22 protein-coding genes are annotated in these 13,964 nt (G+C 53.0%); 2 read left to right on the forward strand and 20 right to left on the reverse strand.

Features of this window, described 5'->3' with window-relative positions; genetic code table 11:
• Positions 1–40 precede the first annotated feature (40 nt).
• Entirely contained in the window at positions 41–784 is a 744-nt protein-coding gene (trmD, locus tag AC0Z7K_RS13075) for a tRNA (guanosine(37)-N1)-methyltransferase TrmD (RefSeq protein WP_056772780.1), read from the forward strand.
• A 77-nt stretch (positions 785–861) separates the two neighbouring features.
• A complete protein-coding gene (rplS, locus tag AC0Z7K_RS13080) occupies positions 862–1,209 on the forward strand; it encodes a 50S ribosomal protein L19 (RefSeq protein WP_056772777.1) in 348 nt (115 codons plus the stop codon).
• A gap of 93 nt (positions 1,210–1,302) precedes the next feature.
• Here rplS and AC0Z7K_RS13085 read toward each other — a convergent pair whose 3' ends face one another.
• From AC0Z7K_RS13085 to AC0Z7K_RS13180, 20 genes are all read right to left on the reverse strand, one after another.
• The gene (locus tag AC0Z7K_RS13085) at positions 1,303–1,482 is read right to left on the reverse strand and encodes an ogr/Delta-like zinc finger family protein (RefSeq protein ID WP_112169374.1); all 180 of its coding nucleotides are present in this window, start codon (positions 1,480–1,482) and stop codon (positions 1,303–1,305) included.
• Between the two features lie 66 nt (positions 1,483–1,548).
• Positions 1,549–2,706, reverse strand: coding sequence for a contractile injection system protein, VgrG/Pvc8 family (locus AC0Z7K_RS13090; protein ID WP_485614735.1), 1,158 nt, complete (start codon positions 2,704–2,706; stop codon positions 1,549–1,551).
• A gap of 2 nt (positions 2,707–2,708) precedes the next feature.
• Complete coding sequence (locus AC0Z7K_RS13095; RefSeq protein ID WP_485614736.1) at positions 2,709–3,179, reverse strand: phage tail protein; 471 nt, start codon at positions 3,177–3,179, stop codon at positions 2,709–2,711.
• Complete coding sequence (locus AC0Z7K_RS13100; protein ID WP_485614738.1) at positions 3,176–4,870, reverse strand: phage tail tape measure protein; 1,695 nt, start codon at positions 4,868–4,870, stop codon at positions 3,176–3,178. Before AC0Z7K_RS13100 ends, AC0Z7K_RS13095 begins: the two co-directional genes overlap by 4 nt.
• The gene (locus tag AC0Z7K_RS13105) at positions 4,863–4,985 is read right to left on the reverse strand and encodes a GpE family phage tail protein (protein ID WP_485614740.1); all 123 of its coding nucleotides are present in this window, start codon (positions 4,983–4,985) and stop codon (positions 4,863–4,865) included. Before AC0Z7K_RS13105 ends, AC0Z7K_RS13100 begins: the two co-directional genes overlap by 8 nt.
• Before the next feature lie 32 nt (positions 4,986–5,017).
• Positions 5,018–5,305: a phage tail assembly protein gene (locus tag AC0Z7K_RS13110; protein WP_413530433.1), complete on the reverse strand. Its 288-nt coding sequence runs from the start codon at positions 5,303–5,305 to the stop codon at positions 5,018–5,020.
• Positions 5,306–5,364: 59 nt separating this feature from the next.
• Positions 5,365–5,874 (reverse strand): phage major tail tube protein, encoded by a 510-nt coding sequence (locus AC0Z7K_RS13115; protein WP_413530434.1) that lies wholly within the window; start codon positions 5,872–5,874, stop codon positions 5,365–5,367.
• Between the two features lie 14 nt (positions 5,875–5,888).
• Positions 5,889–7,058, reverse strand: a complete 1,170-nt coding sequence (locus AC0Z7K_RS13120; RefSeq protein WP_485614741.1) for a phage tail sheath protein — start codon at positions 7,056–7,058, stop codon at positions 5,889–5,891.
• A 140-nt stretch (positions 7,059–7,198) separates the two neighbouring features.
• Complete coding sequence (locus tag AC0Z7K_RS13125; RefSeq protein WP_485614742.1) at positions 7,199–7,744, reverse strand: tail fiber assembly protein; 546 nt, start codon at positions 7,742–7,744, stop codon at positions 7,199–7,201.
• Entirely contained in the window at positions 7,741–9,450 is a 1,710-nt protein-coding gene (locus AC0Z7K_RS13130; RefSeq protein WP_485614743.1) for a phage tail protein, read from the reverse strand. The genes AC0Z7K_RS13125 and AC0Z7K_RS13130 overlap by 4 nt, the downstream gene beginning before the upstream one ends.
• A gap of 11 nt (positions 9,451–9,461) precedes the next feature.
• Positions 9,462–9,989 (reverse strand): phage tail protein I, encoded by a 528-nt coding sequence (locus AC0Z7K_RS13135; RefSeq protein ID WP_485614744.1) that lies wholly within the window; start codon positions 9,987–9,989, stop codon positions 9,462–9,464.
• Positions 9,982–10,890 carry a baseplate assembly protein gene (locus tag AC0Z7K_RS13140; protein ID WP_413530438.1) on the reverse strand — a complete coding sequence of 303 codons (909 nt, stop codon included), beginning with the start codon at positions 10,888–10,890 and terminating at the stop codon, positions 9,982–9,984. Before AC0Z7K_RS13140 ends, AC0Z7K_RS13135 begins: the two co-directional genes overlap by 8 nt.
• Positions 10,891–10,894: 4 nt before the next feature.
• Entirely contained in the window at positions 10,895–11,245 is a 351-nt protein-coding gene (locus tag AC0Z7K_RS13145) for a GPW/gp25 family protein (protein ID WP_485614746.1), read from the reverse strand.
• A complete protein-coding gene (locus AC0Z7K_RS13150) occupies positions 11,242–11,883 on the reverse strand; it encodes a phage baseplate assembly protein V (RefSeq protein WP_485614748.1) in 642 nt (213 codons plus the stop codon). The genes AC0Z7K_RS13145 and AC0Z7K_RS13150 overlap by 4 nt, the downstream gene beginning before the upstream one ends.
• Before the next feature lie 81 nt (positions 11,884–11,964).
• A complete protein-coding gene (locus AC0Z7K_RS13155; RefSeq protein WP_485614750.1) occupies positions 11,965–12,432 on the reverse strand; it encodes a phage tail protein in 468 nt (155 codons plus the stop codon).
• Positions 12,395–12,643, reverse strand: coding sequence for an Rz1-like lysis system protein LysC (lysC, locus tag AC0Z7K_RS13160; RefSeq protein WP_485614790.1), 249 nt, complete (start codon positions 12,641–12,643; stop codon positions 12,395–12,397). The genes AC0Z7K_RS13155 and lysC overlap by 38 nt, the downstream gene beginning before the upstream one ends.
• On the reverse strand, positions 12,528–12,953 hold the full coding sequence (gene lysB, locus AC0Z7K_RS13165; RefSeq protein ID WP_485614751.1) for an Rz-like lysis system protein LysB: 426 nt from the start codon (positions 12,951–12,953) through the stop codon (positions 12,528–12,530). Before lysB ends, lysC begins: the two co-directional genes overlap by 116 nt.
• The gene (locus AC0Z7K_RS13170) at positions 12,954–13,463 is read right to left on the reverse strand and encodes a lysozyme (RefSeq protein WP_485614753.1); all 510 of its coding nucleotides are present in this window, start codon (positions 13,461–13,463) and stop codon (positions 12,954–12,956) included.
• Positions 13,444–13,665, reverse strand: a complete 222-nt coding sequence (locus AC0Z7K_RS13175) for an HP1 family phage holin (protein WP_485614755.1) — start codon at positions 13,663–13,665, stop codon at positions 13,444–13,446. The genes AC0Z7K_RS13170 and AC0Z7K_RS13175 overlap by 20 nt, the downstream gene beginning before the upstream one ends.
• Positions 13,656–13,859, reverse strand: a complete 204-nt coding sequence (locus AC0Z7K_RS13180) for a tail protein X (protein ID WP_485614757.1) — start codon at positions 13,857–13,859, stop codon at positions 13,656–13,658. The genes AC0Z7K_RS13175 and AC0Z7K_RS13180 overlap by 10 nt, the downstream gene beginning before the upstream one ends.
• Positions 13,860–13,964: the final 105 nt, after the last annotated feature.

A 13,964-nucleotide genomic window follows, 5' to 3' on the forward strand; every position in this document is an offset into this window, starting at 1 on the left:
ACGGCGGGTTGAGCGGCAAAGCATTTGTAAGGGGTAGGCTATGTGGATCGGTATAATTAGCCTGTTTCCTGAGATGTTCCGCGCAATCACCGATTACGGGGTAACTGGCCGGGCAGTTAAGAATGGCCTGTTGAGCGTAAATTGCTGGAGTCCTCGTGACTTCGCATACGATCGACATCGTACCGTGGATGAGCGCCCTTATGGCGGTGGTCCCGGCATGCTGATGATGGTGCAACCTTTACGGGAAGCGATTCATGCAGCAAAAGCAGCGGCAGGCGAGGGTGTGAAAGTGATTTATCTTTCACCTCAGGGTCGCAAACTGGATCAAACCGGTGTTTGCGAACTGGCGGCCCATCAGAAAATTATTCTGGTGTGTGGCCGTTATGAAGGGATTGATGAGCGCGTAATCAAAACCGAAATTGATGAAGAATGGTCAATTGGTGATTATGTTCTCAGCGGTGGTGAGTTGCCGGCAATGACTTTGATTGATTCAGTTTCCCGCTTTATACCGGGCGTTCTGGGTCGTCAGGCCTCAGCAGAAGAAGATTCTTTCGCTGACGGATTGCTCGACTGCCCCCACTATACCCGCCCTGAAGTGTTGGAAGGCATGGAGGTACCGTCAGTTTTACTGTCGGGAAACCACGCTGATATACGTCGCTGGCGCCTGAAACAGTCGCTGGGTCGAACCTGGCTTAGAAGACCTGAACTTCTGGAAAACCTAGCTCTGACTGACGAGCAAGAGGTGTTACTGAGAGAGTTCCAAAAGGAACATCGACTCAGTTAACAAAACTATGAGGGACCGCTTGAGCACTTTGCCAGGCCTTCCCGATATATCAGTTTACCTAGGGTAAGAGACATATTATGAGCAATATCATTAAACAGATCGAACAAGAGCAGATGAAGCAAGACGTACCTGCATTCCGTCCGGGTGATTCCGTGGAAGTTAAGGTATGGGTCGTTGAAGGTTCTAAAAAGCGTCTGCAGGCATTCGAGGGCGTGGTTATCGCTATTCGTAACCGCGGTCTGCACTCTGCATTCACTGTTCGCAAAATTTCTAACGGCGAAGGTGTTGAGCGTGTATTCCAGACTCACTCCCCAGTAATCGACAGCATTGCTGTTAAACGTCGTGGTGCCGTTCGTAAAGCTAAACTGTACTACCTGCGTGAGCGTACTGGTAAGTCTGCTCGTATCAAAGAGCGTCTTAACTAAGGTATCGCTAACGCGACATCGACTAGTTAATAGAGAACAAGGGGTTAGCCAATGGCTAACCCCTTTTTTTATATCTGAATGACCACAATTTGACTACGCCGCTGATTTTTCGCTCCCGGGTTTTGAAATGACGCGGGCGACGGATTCGTGTGTGGCGAAGGTGCAGCTGCACTCGATGTTCTGGCACTGATGATACCGTTCCTTCGTAGACTCACTCAGATAACGGCTTGAACGTGTGTGGGCGACTTTTCCACAAAGCGGGCAATGCATCATAAAAACCTCCGGCATGACAGGTAAGCGATGAGGTCATTATGAAACCTTAAGCTTGCAAAAGCAAGTTTAAGATTGTGATATTGATGACTGGTACGTGATATCCGCCACATAAATCTTCAAATTCAACTTTGTTGTAAATCCCTTTTCATTGAGGCTATGTTCAACCGAGTCGATAATCCAGCGCTGATCGTCGACTACATTTTTGAAGCCCTGAACATTCAGCGGTGTCTGAGCGCTGAGATCGGCACGGCCCATCGCCAGCCTGATGCTAAAGGATGCTGAATCCGCCTGGATCTGATTAAAGACAGAATCCGCCGCGCGCATTGCGGACTCTTCATCGGGATAAATTTTAGGGAGTTTGAGAACGTTTTCCCCGGATCCCGCGGTATAACTTTTTAGTGGTGGCGTTTTCACAGACTCAGCGCCCGCCGTTTTGGTGGCTAATGGATGTTGCTTTTGCGAGGCAGGGTTTGCTGACGGTATTCTTTTCAGGGCTACGCTGCTGGTGGCCGCCGTTTTCACATCATAAGACTGGGCAATCACGCCGCTGTAGGCCTTCTGATCAATCACTTTGAAAATATGCTCATCGCCGTCGCTGCGTACCAGCGTTTTCCACGGCAGCGTTTGCCCGGAGGCGCTCCTTGCTGAATAAGGTTTGAAAAAGATAATAGCGCCATTTTTCACCGTGGCTTGCGCGCCGTAGTTTTGTGCCAGCCGGGTGAGGAAATATCCGTCATTCTCATCGGTCTGATCGATGTGGGGGATCTTAATGCTATCGAGCTCCGGCGCAATAAACGGCAAAGAGAGATTATTGCGCGCTGAGAGGATCCTTACGATCGCTCCCAGCGTGTAGTCATCATAAGACTGACTGCGTTTCGTTTCGAACGTTCCCCGAAAATCGGCGCTGCGGGCGGTAACGATCACAATATCTGGTGACCCCTGGTGGGTCACGGTATCCACAATGAAGTACCCGCAGTCGTATAAAGCCTGTTTCGACCACCCGATATGCAAATGCAAAAGAGTGCCTCTGGCGGGCATTTGCAGTTGTCCGTCGGCATCGTCGAATTTGAGTGTCAGATCATCTGCGGCGAATCCGCTCTTGTCATTGACGGTGAGACTGATGATGCGGTCGGTGACACTTTGTTCCAGCACCTTATTCTTTATTTTCAGGGTAAAAGCCGGCGCGATCCGTGCGCCAGCGGGTAACTGAACATCGGTAAGCATCGTTATCCTCCCGTAATAAAATTGCCGATTGCCGAACTGGCCTTGTTATACAAATCTTCAGCCTGCGCCATCAGGTCGCCAAACATGGCGGCCTGAGATTCATCCACCCTTTTTAGAATGACGCTGAAAGTAATGCTCCGCGCCTGCCCGTTTGAATTGAATTCGCCGTTGTCATTGGTCAGGCTCTCAATGACAAACATGCCATAGATAGTGCCGTTCCCTTCAATCAGCGGCCATGCCCGGCCTGAATCCGCCATGCTTTGCAGGGTTTGCAGATAGCGCATGCCGCCGGTCAGTTCTGGCAGGAGTTGCCCCGTCAGTTTCAACGTTTCCTTACCCAATCCCAGAAATTGCGAAACCGCCCGCTGTCCGAAACGGGCATTTTCCGCCCAGATGTAATTCACCTGATGACTGGTGGTCTGATAGGGGAGGGTGCTCAGTTTGAATACAAATAAACCCAGCGACATCATCATGAGTAGAAGCCTCCGTTACTGAACTGGCTGTGCAGCGCGTTCTCATAATTCCTGTCGCGCTCATTCATTGCCTGGGTAATAAAGCCCTGAATTTTTGGATAGTCTGTTTCAGGGGTGGCGGTAAAACTGAAATTCATGGTCGTTGCCCGGTTATCGGTCAGATTATTGGCAAAGTTGTTTTTGGCAGGCTGGTACAGGCTGAGCGTTCCACCTGTCGACGAAAGATTTGGCGCTAAGGCCGCTGGCGCACTTAGGCTCTCAGCAGGTTCATCAGAGTCACTACTGAAAATATTCAGAACGGAATCGACGCCCTTACGCGCCCAGTTAAAGACTTCCCCGATTTGAGAGACGGCTTTCGAGAGTGTCACGAAGATTTCTCCGATAGCTTCCCCGACCAGTTTGCCAACGTTGCTAAAGCCCGCCAGCTGATCCTGTGTGAATTTAATTGGCGTAAACAAATCAGTTATCCACGCCAGCGCAGCTTTAAAGGGCGCGAATGTCAGAGTGATCGGCCCTATGGCAGAACTGAAACCCGCGACTAACCCGCTGACAAAAGCACTGATTGGCTCCCAGAGTTTTACGATGGCGATGCCAATACCGGCAATCAGGGCGATGACCGGCAACAGCGGCAACCCGATGGCTGTAAAAGCGGCTGCAATCATGCCGCCGGTACTGGTCAAGAGGGGGCCGAGTACGCCGGTTCCGGCCATCAGCATATTGACGCCGCTCAGCACCGGCGCGATGGCGGCACTCAGCGAACTCAGCCCGCCGACAATACCGGTAACCCCTAAAGCAAGGCCGAGCAGGGAATTCACCAGCTGTGGATTATCGGTTATCCAGGTATTGAGCGTTGTCAGCCAGCCGGTGGCGGTTTGCGTTAGTTCGCGCAGCGCTGAGCTTTGTCCTTCAAACAGATTGATGCGCAAGGTTTCCCAGGTCGCAAACAGTTTGGTGATATCGCCGTCAAGGTTGTCACTTTTCACCGTTACGGCCATTTGTGCCTCCGGCGTATCGCCGTTGAGCTGAGCCGGTGTTTGCGCCAGAACCTGACTGGCATCTAGCCCGTCCCCGGCGAGTTTCTTCTGCGTGGCCACCACCTCTGAGGGGGCATGGCCAGACGCCGCCATCGACAGGCTTTGCTGACGTAACGCCGCGAGGCGCGGATCGTCATTTTTCAGGCCAAGCATCGACTGAACGTCCGAAAGCGCGGCCTGCAGTTCGGCGCCGGGTTTCAGAAACTCTTTTGCCAGTTCCAGCTGAGGATGAGTAAAGTTAATCGCTGCGATACCCGTGTTTTTGTTTGCCTCAGCGCTTTCCGGCCTGGGTATTGTTTGCCCGCTAATGTCACTGGTTTGTTGTTCGACAAGGAGGGTACGTAACTCAGTCTTCGCGCCCTGACCGTGAAGGTCATGGCTCTGTTGATCAATAAAATTCTGGCGGAGGAATACCCCCGGCACTTCAGGGAATAGCTTATATTGCTCACCGGAGACGTTTTCCATTACTCGTGTTTGTTTTTCCAGCGTCTGGAAGTCCAAGACGATATCGCTGATATCATCTGAAATGACGCTGTATAACGTCTTTTTCGGCAGCGTCGTAAAATTCCGCCAGACATTTTCCGTCGCGGCTTTCAGAGATTTTAGCTGCTTATTGATGTTCCCCAGCGTAGTGGGGAGTTGCCCGACATTACTCATCTGTTTTGACTCCGCTGCGTTGCAATGCTTTATATCGCCAGCTCAACAGATCGGTGAGCGACATGCCGTCCATCTCGGACGGCGGCCAGTGGAAGATCACCGCGACGTCTGCCATCAGATCATCAACGGTGAGGCGGAGCGCGATGTTTACGCCGCCGGTTTCGGTGATAAAAAACCAATCACCTTGCCTGCCAGTGCAATCAGGTCAGGCAGCTCGAGGCGTGAGCACTCTTCTTTGGTGAGATTGGGATAAGTGATGCGGGGCAAAATGGTAATCAGCGCATCCACATCGGCGTTCGCCAGCGCCGCCAGCCCGATACCGCGCAGGCTACCCGCCGTCGGTTTGGTCACCTGAATTTCTGTGATTTCCATATCGCCGCGTTTCAGCGGAACATCAAGAATCACGGTGTTGTCGTTGCTTTCAATCTGGCTCATAGGGTTTCCTGTTTAAGCGAAAGTGAAGCCGGCAACTTTTGCCGGCTCAGGGAAGGGAATTACAGGCCGAGCGCGGTGCGGTGTTCAGCCAGGCGGTCAACGCCGTTGACGATTTCCACCATATTGACGGTGTCGATCTCAATCAGTTCTTTGCCGTCGATAGTCAGTTTGAAGTAGGTGCACTGGGTGGTGACTTTGGTTTCAGTGTCTTCACCCTGCTTGTACTCACCAAAATCAAACTCTTTGTGACGGCCGCGCATCATCACTTCAACCGCGGATACATCGCCGGTATCGTCGCGTTGCAGGGAACCGGCAAAACGCAGCGGAATATCGGAGATGCTGCCCCACTGTTGCAAAACCAGTTCGTCCAGACCGCCGATCGACCATTCCAGCGTCAGCGCATCGTCGTCGAGACCGAAATCCACCGCGACCGAACCGCTCATGCCGCCGCCGCGATAGTTTTCCAGCTTGCGGGTCAGTTTCGGCAGGGTCAGGGAAGAGACCAGGCCAAGGTAGCTGTTACCGTCGTTAAACAGGTTCAGGTATTTCAATTTTTTAGGAAGTGCCATGAGTCATTCTCTCCTTAGCTGTTAATGGACGCGGCAAAGTTCACCAGATAAGAGTCGGTGATACGCTGGCGCAGGGTCAGATCTTCCAGAGGAGGAACCGGCGTGTAGTCGTAATCGATATACAGCTTACCGGCCTTCAGGGTTTCTGCGGTGTTGGCGGTTTCGTCGTACCAGCAATCGCCATCAATGATGTAACCCGCTGATTTCATTTCGCGCATTTTGGCTTTGATGCCGTCGATCATGTCGCGCACCAGCGTCGGGGTCATCGGCTTATCGACAGCCCACATGTGTGCTTCAGCCATGGTATCGGCCAGTACCTGGGCGGTGCGGGTGTAGTTTTCGAAGATAAACAACGAATCGTCGCTGCAGGTGCGGTTGCCCCAGAAGCGGAACCCGTCTTTGCGTACCAGCGTCGTCACGCCCGCTTCGTTCAGCAAATCGGCATCGGTGCCGCTCGCCTGTAAATCCCAGAATACGCTGGCTGAAAGGCCGGTCACGCCGTTGACGCCGACGTTTGACAGGGTTTTATGCCAACCGGTTTCCTGGTCAATTTTGGCGCGCAGACCCAAAGCGCGTGCAGTGGCGTAAGCAATATCAGACTGGCCGGTAGCCGTATTCCAGTTCACAAAATCCGGCCAGATCAACATCAGCTCGCGCTGGCTGAAGTTGTCACGGTATTTGATCGCGTCGGAAAGCGTTTTCGCGCCGTAAGCGCTGATATATCCGAAAGCACGCAGCTGCTGGCAGACGCCCGCCAGTGCGGTGGCAACCGCCTGATTATCCAGACCCGGAACCCCGAGAATACGAGGCTTAACGCCTAATTCTGCCTGCGCAGAAAGCAGGGCTTTCATGCCGGTATAACGACCATTGGCATCCGAACCGCCAATAATATTGCTGGTGGTGGCGTCTTCATCCGCGCCGGTCGCAACACGCACGACCACGGTGACCGGTTTGCACTGATCCGCGATAGCCAGGAGCGCAGCACGCAGCGTACCGGTTTTACCCCCCTTGCCGCTGGCGGCTAGAACATCGGTGATCAGAACCGGTGTGTTAAGCGGAAACGTGGTGGCATCCGCATCTTCGGCGGTACAAACCATGCCAATAATTGCTGTTGAAACAGTTGAAATAACGCGGGTGCCGTCATTGATTTCGACGACGCGTACGCCGTGGTGATAATCAGCCATCAGGGTGACTCTCTCTGTTGTGGGGGTGAAGCAAGGATGCCGGTTCACAAAAGAAAGCGCATTCAATGGCAGGCGTGGGAGGAGTGGCACAACAGGTGCCTATTCTAAAGCAATAAAAAAGCTCCCAAAGGAGCTTTAGATTAAGCCGGAATATCAGGCCAGATAATATCAGGCGCTATTTTAGAATCTATCCGGCTAAGTGAAACCCTGTAAAGCATCCATTTATTTAATTCAGCAAGCTCATTGTCTGTCGCAATACCTAACTCTTTTGCATCTTGTAGGGGGCTAATTATTACTGAGGCTTCAGTAAGTAAAGTATTTTTCCTATAAGAGGCCTGTTCAGCAAGTTCATCAGCTGAGTAAACTCTGAGAGTTATTTTTTCACCGTCGAATATCCATTTTCCTCCAGTTGGTGTCTTTTCAAAATTTTCCGGAAGGAAATCTACTTCAACTAAATTAAAAAATTGTGGCCATAGTGTTGATGCATCATAACTGGCAGAGTTAACCACCCCCTTTTCATCAAATACTACTTTTAGCCTGTCTGGAGATAAATTTTTTTGTAATTGATACCAGTCATTGCCTTTTGGATCAGAAAGGAATGTTATGCCATGTGAATCTGCTAGCAGAGTTTCTTTTTCATTCAGATTTTTACGCAATGCAAATGGACCATAAACTTTTGTTTTCATGCATAACCTACCGTATACCAGTTGCCATTAATAAATTTCTGTAAGGGTCGAAGGCGGATCCAATAATTTGAACTTCCTGCATCTTTGAAGGAAGTCATAACGCCGCCACTCATACGTTCAATGTTCCCTCGCTCCTGAAATTCTGAGGAGGTGCCAAGACGAATATCACTAACAAAGTTTGCAGTAGTCCATGTGTTCGTGGCAAGCGTCACAACGGCATTGCTTGTTGAGTGACGCATATAGGGCACAGTTGCATTACCTGAAGCAAAACCGGCTACGTTACATGTATCACGTTGGATTGAGTTAACAGCTTCTGGACTTGGTTTATTATTTGGGCTATAAACTCTTTGCCCCGCCTCAGTTATTGTCCCCGAAGTGCTGAGATCACCAGTTCCACTGAAGATAACTTGCCCTGTTTGAACGGTATTGTCTATATTGATTGTCCTGAAAACAAAGCCACCAGGACCATTGCCTCTATTGTTAATGAAATTAGATTCACCTCTGCTTCCACTTTCATTCCAACCAATATAAGTCCCTTGGGCACGGTCTAAATATGCAACTTTGTTTGCAAAGAAATATCCAGCAGAAAATTTTGAGCCATAAATATCAGCACCATTAATGTCTCCAGGGCAAGCTAACCCATTTGTATTAGGGTCAAATATCCATACAGCGGTTTTTCCATTATCTCCGATGACATGAATACATGCTCTGGCATAATCAGGGTTGCCGCTGGTGAGTGCTCCAAAACTTACGGCTGCCCCATAACCATGCGTTTGTGTATGAGTTAGTCCCTTAATAATAGGCAAGTAGTTGCTAACACCTGCCGGCGCTGCCAATCCAAAAGGAATTAAGAAAGGTGATTTGGGATTCGTATATTGAGCTGCTAAAGCGCCGAATCCCTCCCATACTCCCGGTTTAATGCTGTAACGTGCTGAGTTAGCCAAATAGCCTACATCCCCTCCGGCGGTAGGTACTGCCCCGACGTTTCCCGCAGCGATACTAATATCCGCCGTTCCATCAAACGCGACACCGGCAATTTTCCTTGCCGTTGCCAGTTTTGTTGCCGCAACGGCTGTGCCACCTGATGGTAAACGCCCGTTTGCATTGTCATTCGCCGCTTTCACCGCTTTCGGTGTCGCCGCCAGCACTTCGCTGGCATTGTCCACTGCGCTACTCAGTTGCACAAAACCTTTAGCGGTCAGGGTGCCATCAGGATGGTTGCGCGATTTCTCGTGGGTGGCGAGCAGGTCATTTACATACTCTTCGGTTGCAACGATCAACGAGTCATCTATGGTCAAACTGACCGCATCGGTGCTGGTGACGGTAATGACCATGCGCAGCGTTTGCGTGCGGCCGGAGCCTTCTTCCAGCGCAGGTTTATAGGTCTCGGCCATATTGCAGACTGCAATCAGGATACCGTCATCGGCATAAAGCCCCATTTCCCGCATCCAGAAGCCCCCGGCGCTGGCGGGAATAATCGCTTCGGCGATGATCCAGTTGGCATGTTTGCTGTCCGTTTTCAGCGAGTTCAGCTTGATGCGGTAGGTCTCTTTGACCAGTTTGGTTTGCGTGGAAACCGGTTCGGTGGCTCTGCCGCCGCCGTCGCCCACAGCCATTTGGGTGATGTTGATGTCCTGACCGCTATCAATAGCAGCGGCAATGCGCGCCTGTCCGAGGTCAGTGACGACAGATTTAAATGTGCTCATAGTGTTCCTTATCAGCCTGGGTAAACAGTGAGAGTGTCAGCGTCATAAGCCGCGGCACCGAGAAAGATTTTTCCGGCAATATCCTGAGTAATTGTCAGTGCCGTCAGAAGCCTGCTGGCCGGTTTAGCGTCAGTGATTAAACGCTCCATTTCGTTGTACATCGCTTCGTCAATCCCGGTTTCAAGCACGCCGATGTCTAGCCGGAACGTGCCGGGCGTATCGCCGGTTTCCCACCATTCATTGACGTTAATGACGTAACCGAGCGGCTCAACGACGCGGCGAATCGCACTGATGGTTCCTTTGTGTTGATGGATGAACCAGGCGGTTTCAATCACACTTCTTTTGGTGACTACCGGCCATTCGCTGTCCCAGCTATCGACGGAAAACGCCCAGGCCAGATAGGGCAGGAAAATGGCCGGGCAGGTTTTCGGGTTCCACAAAGTGCGAAGCGGAATTGGGACGCGCTCCAGTAATGCGCAGGCTTCGGCGGCGGCGACTTCCAGCGCCGACGAGCCAGAAGGCAGCAGCCGGTTACTCATCTGAACCTCCGACCGCTATGGCATAACGCGTGCAGAGGGAGGCCTGTGTTTTATCAAGCACCAGGTCCGCCAGCGGTTTCGCCAGTTCGACGCGCTGAACGCCTTCAACGTGTAATGCGGCATATATGGCGGAGAGACGGATATCGCGACCCAGACGATGCTGATCGGAGATGTACTTCTCAAGCTGCGCCTGCGCGGCCTGTTGGATTGGTTCGGACTCCGGGCCCGGATAGAGGAACAGCGACGCTGAAATTTCGTATTCAACAATGCTGGCGGACTGCACCGCCACGCGGTCAGCCACCGGGCGGACGTCTTCATCGTTCAGGGCTATCTGTACTTTTGATATCAGGTCAGCGCTGGCAATACCGCCGTTATCATGAGAAAGCAACGTCACCAGTACATTCGCAGGGGAAGGGCTGATGACTGATACATCCGCCACCCGTCCGTCTGCCGAACGTGCATGATACTCATAGGCACCGGTCGGACCCGCGACGCTCAGTCCTTCGAAGGCCTGTGGAATGCGCATACGCAAATCGGTATCGGCTTCCATCACGGCGGCTGTCGGGGGAATGGTGGTGTTGTCAGCAGCCCGGAGTACCAGACGCCCGACGTTGAAGTTCGCGGCCAGCTGGTCCAGATCGTTCCCGGTCGCATAGGCCACCATGACTGCGCGGGCAGCTTCGTTGACCCGCTGACGCAGGATCAGCTCGCGGTACGCATTCTCCTGCAGCAGTTTGACCAGCGGTTCGGATTCCAGCGTCAGCGTACGGCTGATAGCCTCCTGCTGGTCGGCGGGATAGAGCGAAATTAGCGTACTTTTACGTTCCTCAAACAGGCTTTCATAGTCCAGTTCTTCGACCACATCAGGGGCCGGTAACTGGCTCAAATCGATCGTTGCCATAGTGTCAGCTCACAGGAATATTGAGAGAAAAATCCGTCGCCGTATCGCTACGGCTTCCGGTCAGTTCTACCACCATCTTGCCGGTGTAATCGGTGTCGAAAGTGATAGCGTTCAGTGAAATACGCGGTTCCCACTGCAGCAACGCGGTGTAGCAAATTGCCATCATCTGCAGATGCAGCGCACCGTTTTGTGGCTGGTCGAGAAGTTCCGAAAGCAACGAACCGTAGTTGCGGCGCATCACACGGGAACCCACCGGCGTGTTCAAAATATCGCTGACCGACTGCCTGATATGGTCCAGGTCTTCAATCGCCTTGCCGCTTTCTCTGGCCATGCCTGTGTATTTCGGATTACTCATTGCGGAACTCCGGTTTGGCCGTTGCCGGTCTGCACGCCGCTGTGGCGATGGGTGTGCACAACAATGCCGTTAGATGTCAGACTGCCGCCACTGTGGGTAAGATTTCCGGTCAGCGTGCCGCCCTGTTTCACTTCCAGCGTGCCGGTCGTCAGTTTGCTGGTGCAGACCACTTCCGGGGTATCGAGGGTGATGCGCGTGCTGGCGGTGCAACGGATTTCCGGTGCGGTGACGTCCACTTTTTCTGTGGCGTTGATCACGGCGGTTTTGATGCCAGTGACTTTCAGCGCACTACCAGACGGCTCGTATTCAAATACTGCGCCGTCCGGGAAGGCCAGATGAATAGCGTCTGCCGACACTGACGGCGCAGGCATGGCATCGGAAAACACCGCCGGTAAGACGAACGCGGTATTCAGCTCACCGCCGAGCGACAGCAGCAGAACCTGTTCGCCGGGCGAAGGTGCCCACCAGCTGCGCGTGCGGCCTGCACGGTGCGTCATCCACGGCAGCCATGCCGTGATGTTACTGCCGGTAGCAACGCGACAGCGGGCGTTCGGCAGATCCAGTTCAGATACCGTTCCGATGCGTACCAGATTGCCAATCAGCCGCATGATTTCGTTGAGTTGCAGATTTGTATTCATGGGATAAAGGATGCCGTTTCAGAGGGTTGAGCGACAATCGATGACCGCCCGTTAACGGATGGCACAACGAATGTCAGCGGGTTACACAGTCCAGCTGCTGATCAGTTCCCCATTGAGGTAAACCTGACGCGGCAGTGCGACGTTCTCCGGCAGCGGCGGCTCGGGTAAATGTGTAATCGTGCGCACGTCATCCTGATCGGCGACCTGTACCCGTTCGGTCAGTTGCAGCATCAGGGTCAGGCTGTGGCCCTGCTGAGTGAAGGTAAAATCGCTTAGCCGGTGGCTGGCGTTACCGAGGATCTCGGGCAGATTGACCCGCAGCCAGTCGAGGATCGTCACCACCACCTGATCGACCAGTGTTTCGCTGAGCGGTGCGTCGTCGTCCGTGATGGTCAGGGTCAGCGGGTAGCGATATTCAAAGGACAAAGAAGCCGCCGCGGTGGCTACCACGTACCCCTGACCCGTGATGAGTGCCAGTTTTTCAGGGGCGAATTGAAACAGAGGGATCTGCTCAATCAGCCGTTGTTGCAGTTGATTTGGTTTTTGCATGCTGTGCCTCCTGACACGTTTTGATGGCTTCCACCTGCAGGCCGCAGTTGAGCAGCGCAGATTCGAGTTGGAGAATATCGGCGCTCAGATCCCCGTTAGTCGCTGGTTGCGCGGGCGGTACCGGGCACGGACTGACTGCCGGACAGCCAACGTAAATAATCGCCGGCGGTGTTGAAGGCGGGGCGCTGGTGCAACCGGCTGACGTCAGCAGGCAGAACAGTGTCAGCCCACTGACGGGATTGCGGATCGTCATGAAGTTCTCCTTGCCGTTGATGTTCGCGGGTTTGCATCGCCCGTTGAGCCGTGCTCAGATTTTCGCGTAACGCCAGTTCCGCCCGTTCCCGCTGGCGCATCTGCTGATTAAGTGAAGCGATCAGCGTTTCACGCTGTTGCAGCTGCCCTTTCAGGGCATCCCGCTGCTGGCCGGAGAGGGTTAAATCGTGTTGCAGCGAGCGGTTGGAAAGCAGCAGGATGCCGGTCAGCAGCGTCAATACCGCGAGAAGTGCCAGAATCCAGCGCATCTACACCCCCTTCAGACACAGATTCAGTTCGGCATTGCGCCTGCGCTCAAGCCCGTTGCTGCGTTCGCCATTGACGAAAACCCAGCGCGGTAACTGCCCGCAGGCTTCCCGCCATTGCTGTTTATTGATGAAGTACGCCAGCGTGGATTTGCAGGCGGCGGTCGTGCCGACGTTGAAGCTGAAAGAAACCACCGCGTCATAGACCGGCTGCGGCATGGCCACGGGCATACATTTTTTGATACCCCGTTCAGTTTTCTGGATATCCTCCAGCAGATTTTTCGCCGCCTGCTGCTCGGTTATTGCGCCCGCTGGTTTGACACCCGCCGTATGGCCGATACCGCTGGTCCACACGCCCGCACTGCACTGATAGGGTTGCAACTGACAGCCTTCGAAATCGGTAATAAGGCGAAGTCCGTCCTCTGAAACCTGCAATGACAAATATCCCGGCAGCGCGGTCATCAGCCCTAACACTACGGCGGCGCTGCACCGCTTAAGAGTTGAGGTCTTCATAGATGTCTTTGCTCAGGCCTTTGCGCGCCAGCAGCTGGTAGCTTTTACGCCGGTAGTACCAGTTAATTAAAAAAGTGCCGATGCCGACGGCCGAGCCGATCAGAAAGGCAATGTCCTGCGATGTCATACCCGCCAGCCAGGTGAGCGAAGTGGCGATGAAGTATGCGCAGGCGGAGCTGATGCGTTCTGTATTCAGTCCCATAATTTGAGGATTTCCTGAACTGATTGTTCGGCAATATCGGGCATTTCGATCGCAGTCCCATGGGGAAGCAGCGGACCTAAATCAGCAACGCCTTTATTGGCCGCAAAGACTTTTTCGACCACGACTGCGGTTCGGCCGTAATAGCGCCAGCACAGGGAATCGAGGGTGTCGCCTTGTTGTGCATAAAATTTCATTGGGGGTTCTCCGCAAATGAATGAAATCGTCAGGAGGTGATTTCAGTCTGCGCAAGAGGGAGAAAAGCGGCAATCAGGGAGGGTTGTGAAACTATTGGCACAACA

This window comes from Rahnella sp. 1L-D-7-B-C2, from assembly GCF_057290995.1.

Coding starts and splice junctions, on each gene's coding strand:
- trmD (WP_056772780.1), top strand. CDS start 41: ATGTGGATCGGTATAATTAGCCTGTTTCCTGAGATGTTCCGCGCAATC.
- rplS (WP_056772777.1), top strand. CDS start 862: ATGAGCAATATCATTAAACAGATCGAACAAGAGCAGATGAAGCAAGAC.
- AC0Z7K_RS13085 (WP_112169374.1), bottom strand. CDS start 1,482: ATGATGCATTGCCCGCTTTGTGGAAAAGTCGCCCACACACGTTCAAGC.
- AC0Z7K_RS13090 (WP_485614735.1), bottom strand. CDS start 2,706: ATGCTTACCGATGTTCAGTTACCCGCTGGCGCACGGATCGCGCCGGCT.
- AC0Z7K_RS13095 (WP_485614736.1), bottom strand. CDS start 3,179: ATGATGATGTCGCTGGGTTTATTTGTATTCAAACTGAGCACCCTCCCC.
- AC0Z7K_RS13100 (WP_485614738.1), bottom strand. CDS start 4,870: ATGAGTAATGTCGGGCAACTCCCCACTACGCTGGGGAACATCAATAAG.
- AC0Z7K_RS13105 (WP_485614740.1), bottom strand. CDS start 4,985: ATGGCAGACGTCGCGGTGATCTTCCACTGGCCGCCGTCCGAGATGGAC.
- AC0Z7K_RS13110 (WP_413530433.1), bottom strand. CDS start 5,305: ATGAGCCAGATTGAAAGCAACGACAACACCGTGATTCTTGATGTTCCG.
- AC0Z7K_RS13115 (WP_413530434.1), bottom strand. CDS start 5,874: ATGGCACTTCCTAAAAAATTGAAATACCTGAACCTGTTTAACGACGGT.
- AC0Z7K_RS13120 (WP_485614741.1), bottom strand. CDS start 7,058: ATGGCTGATTATCACCACGGCGTACGCGTCGTCGAAATCAATGACGGC.
- AC0Z7K_RS13125 (WP_485614742.1), bottom strand. CDS start 7,744: ATGAAAACAAAAGTTTATGGTCCATTTGCATTGCGTAAAAATCTGAAT.
- AC0Z7K_RS13130 (WP_485614743.1), bottom strand. CDS start 9,450: ATGAGCACATTTAAATCTGTCGTCACTGACCTCGGACAGGCGCGCATT.
- AC0Z7K_RS13135 (WP_485614744.1), bottom strand. CDS start 9,989: ATGAGTAACCGGCTGCTGCCTTCTGGCTCGTCGGCGCTGGAAGTCGCC.
- AC0Z7K_RS13140 (WP_413530438.1), bottom strand. CDS start 10,890: ATGGCAACGATCGATTTGAGCCAGTTACCGGCCCCTGATGTGGTCGAA.
- AC0Z7K_RS13145 (WP_485614746.1), bottom strand. CDS start 11,245: ATGAGTAATCCGAAATACACAGGCATGGCCAGAGAAAGCGGCAAGGCG.
- AC0Z7K_RS13150 (WP_485614748.1), bottom strand. CDS start 11,883: ATGAATACAAATCTGCAACTCAACGAAATCATGCGGCTGATTGGCAAT.
- AC0Z7K_RS13155 (WP_485614750.1), bottom strand. CDS start 12,432: ATGCAAAAACCAAATCAACTGCAACAACGGCTGATTGAGCAGATCCCT.
- lysB (WP_485614751.1), bottom strand. CDS start 12,953: ATGCGCTGGATTCTGGCACTTCTCGCGGTATTGACGCTGCTGACCGGC.
- AC0Z7K_RS13170 (WP_485614753.1), bottom strand. CDS start 13,463: ATGAAGACCTCAACTCTTAAGCGGTGCAGCGCCGCCGTAGTGTTAGGG.
- AC0Z7K_RS13175 (WP_485614755.1), bottom strand. CDS start 13,665: ATGGGACTGAATACAGAACGCATCAGCTCCGCCTGCGCATACTTCATC.
- AC0Z7K_RS13180 (WP_485614757.1), bottom strand. CDS start 13,859: ATGAAATTTTATGCACAACAAGGCGACACCCTCGATTCCCTGTGCTGG.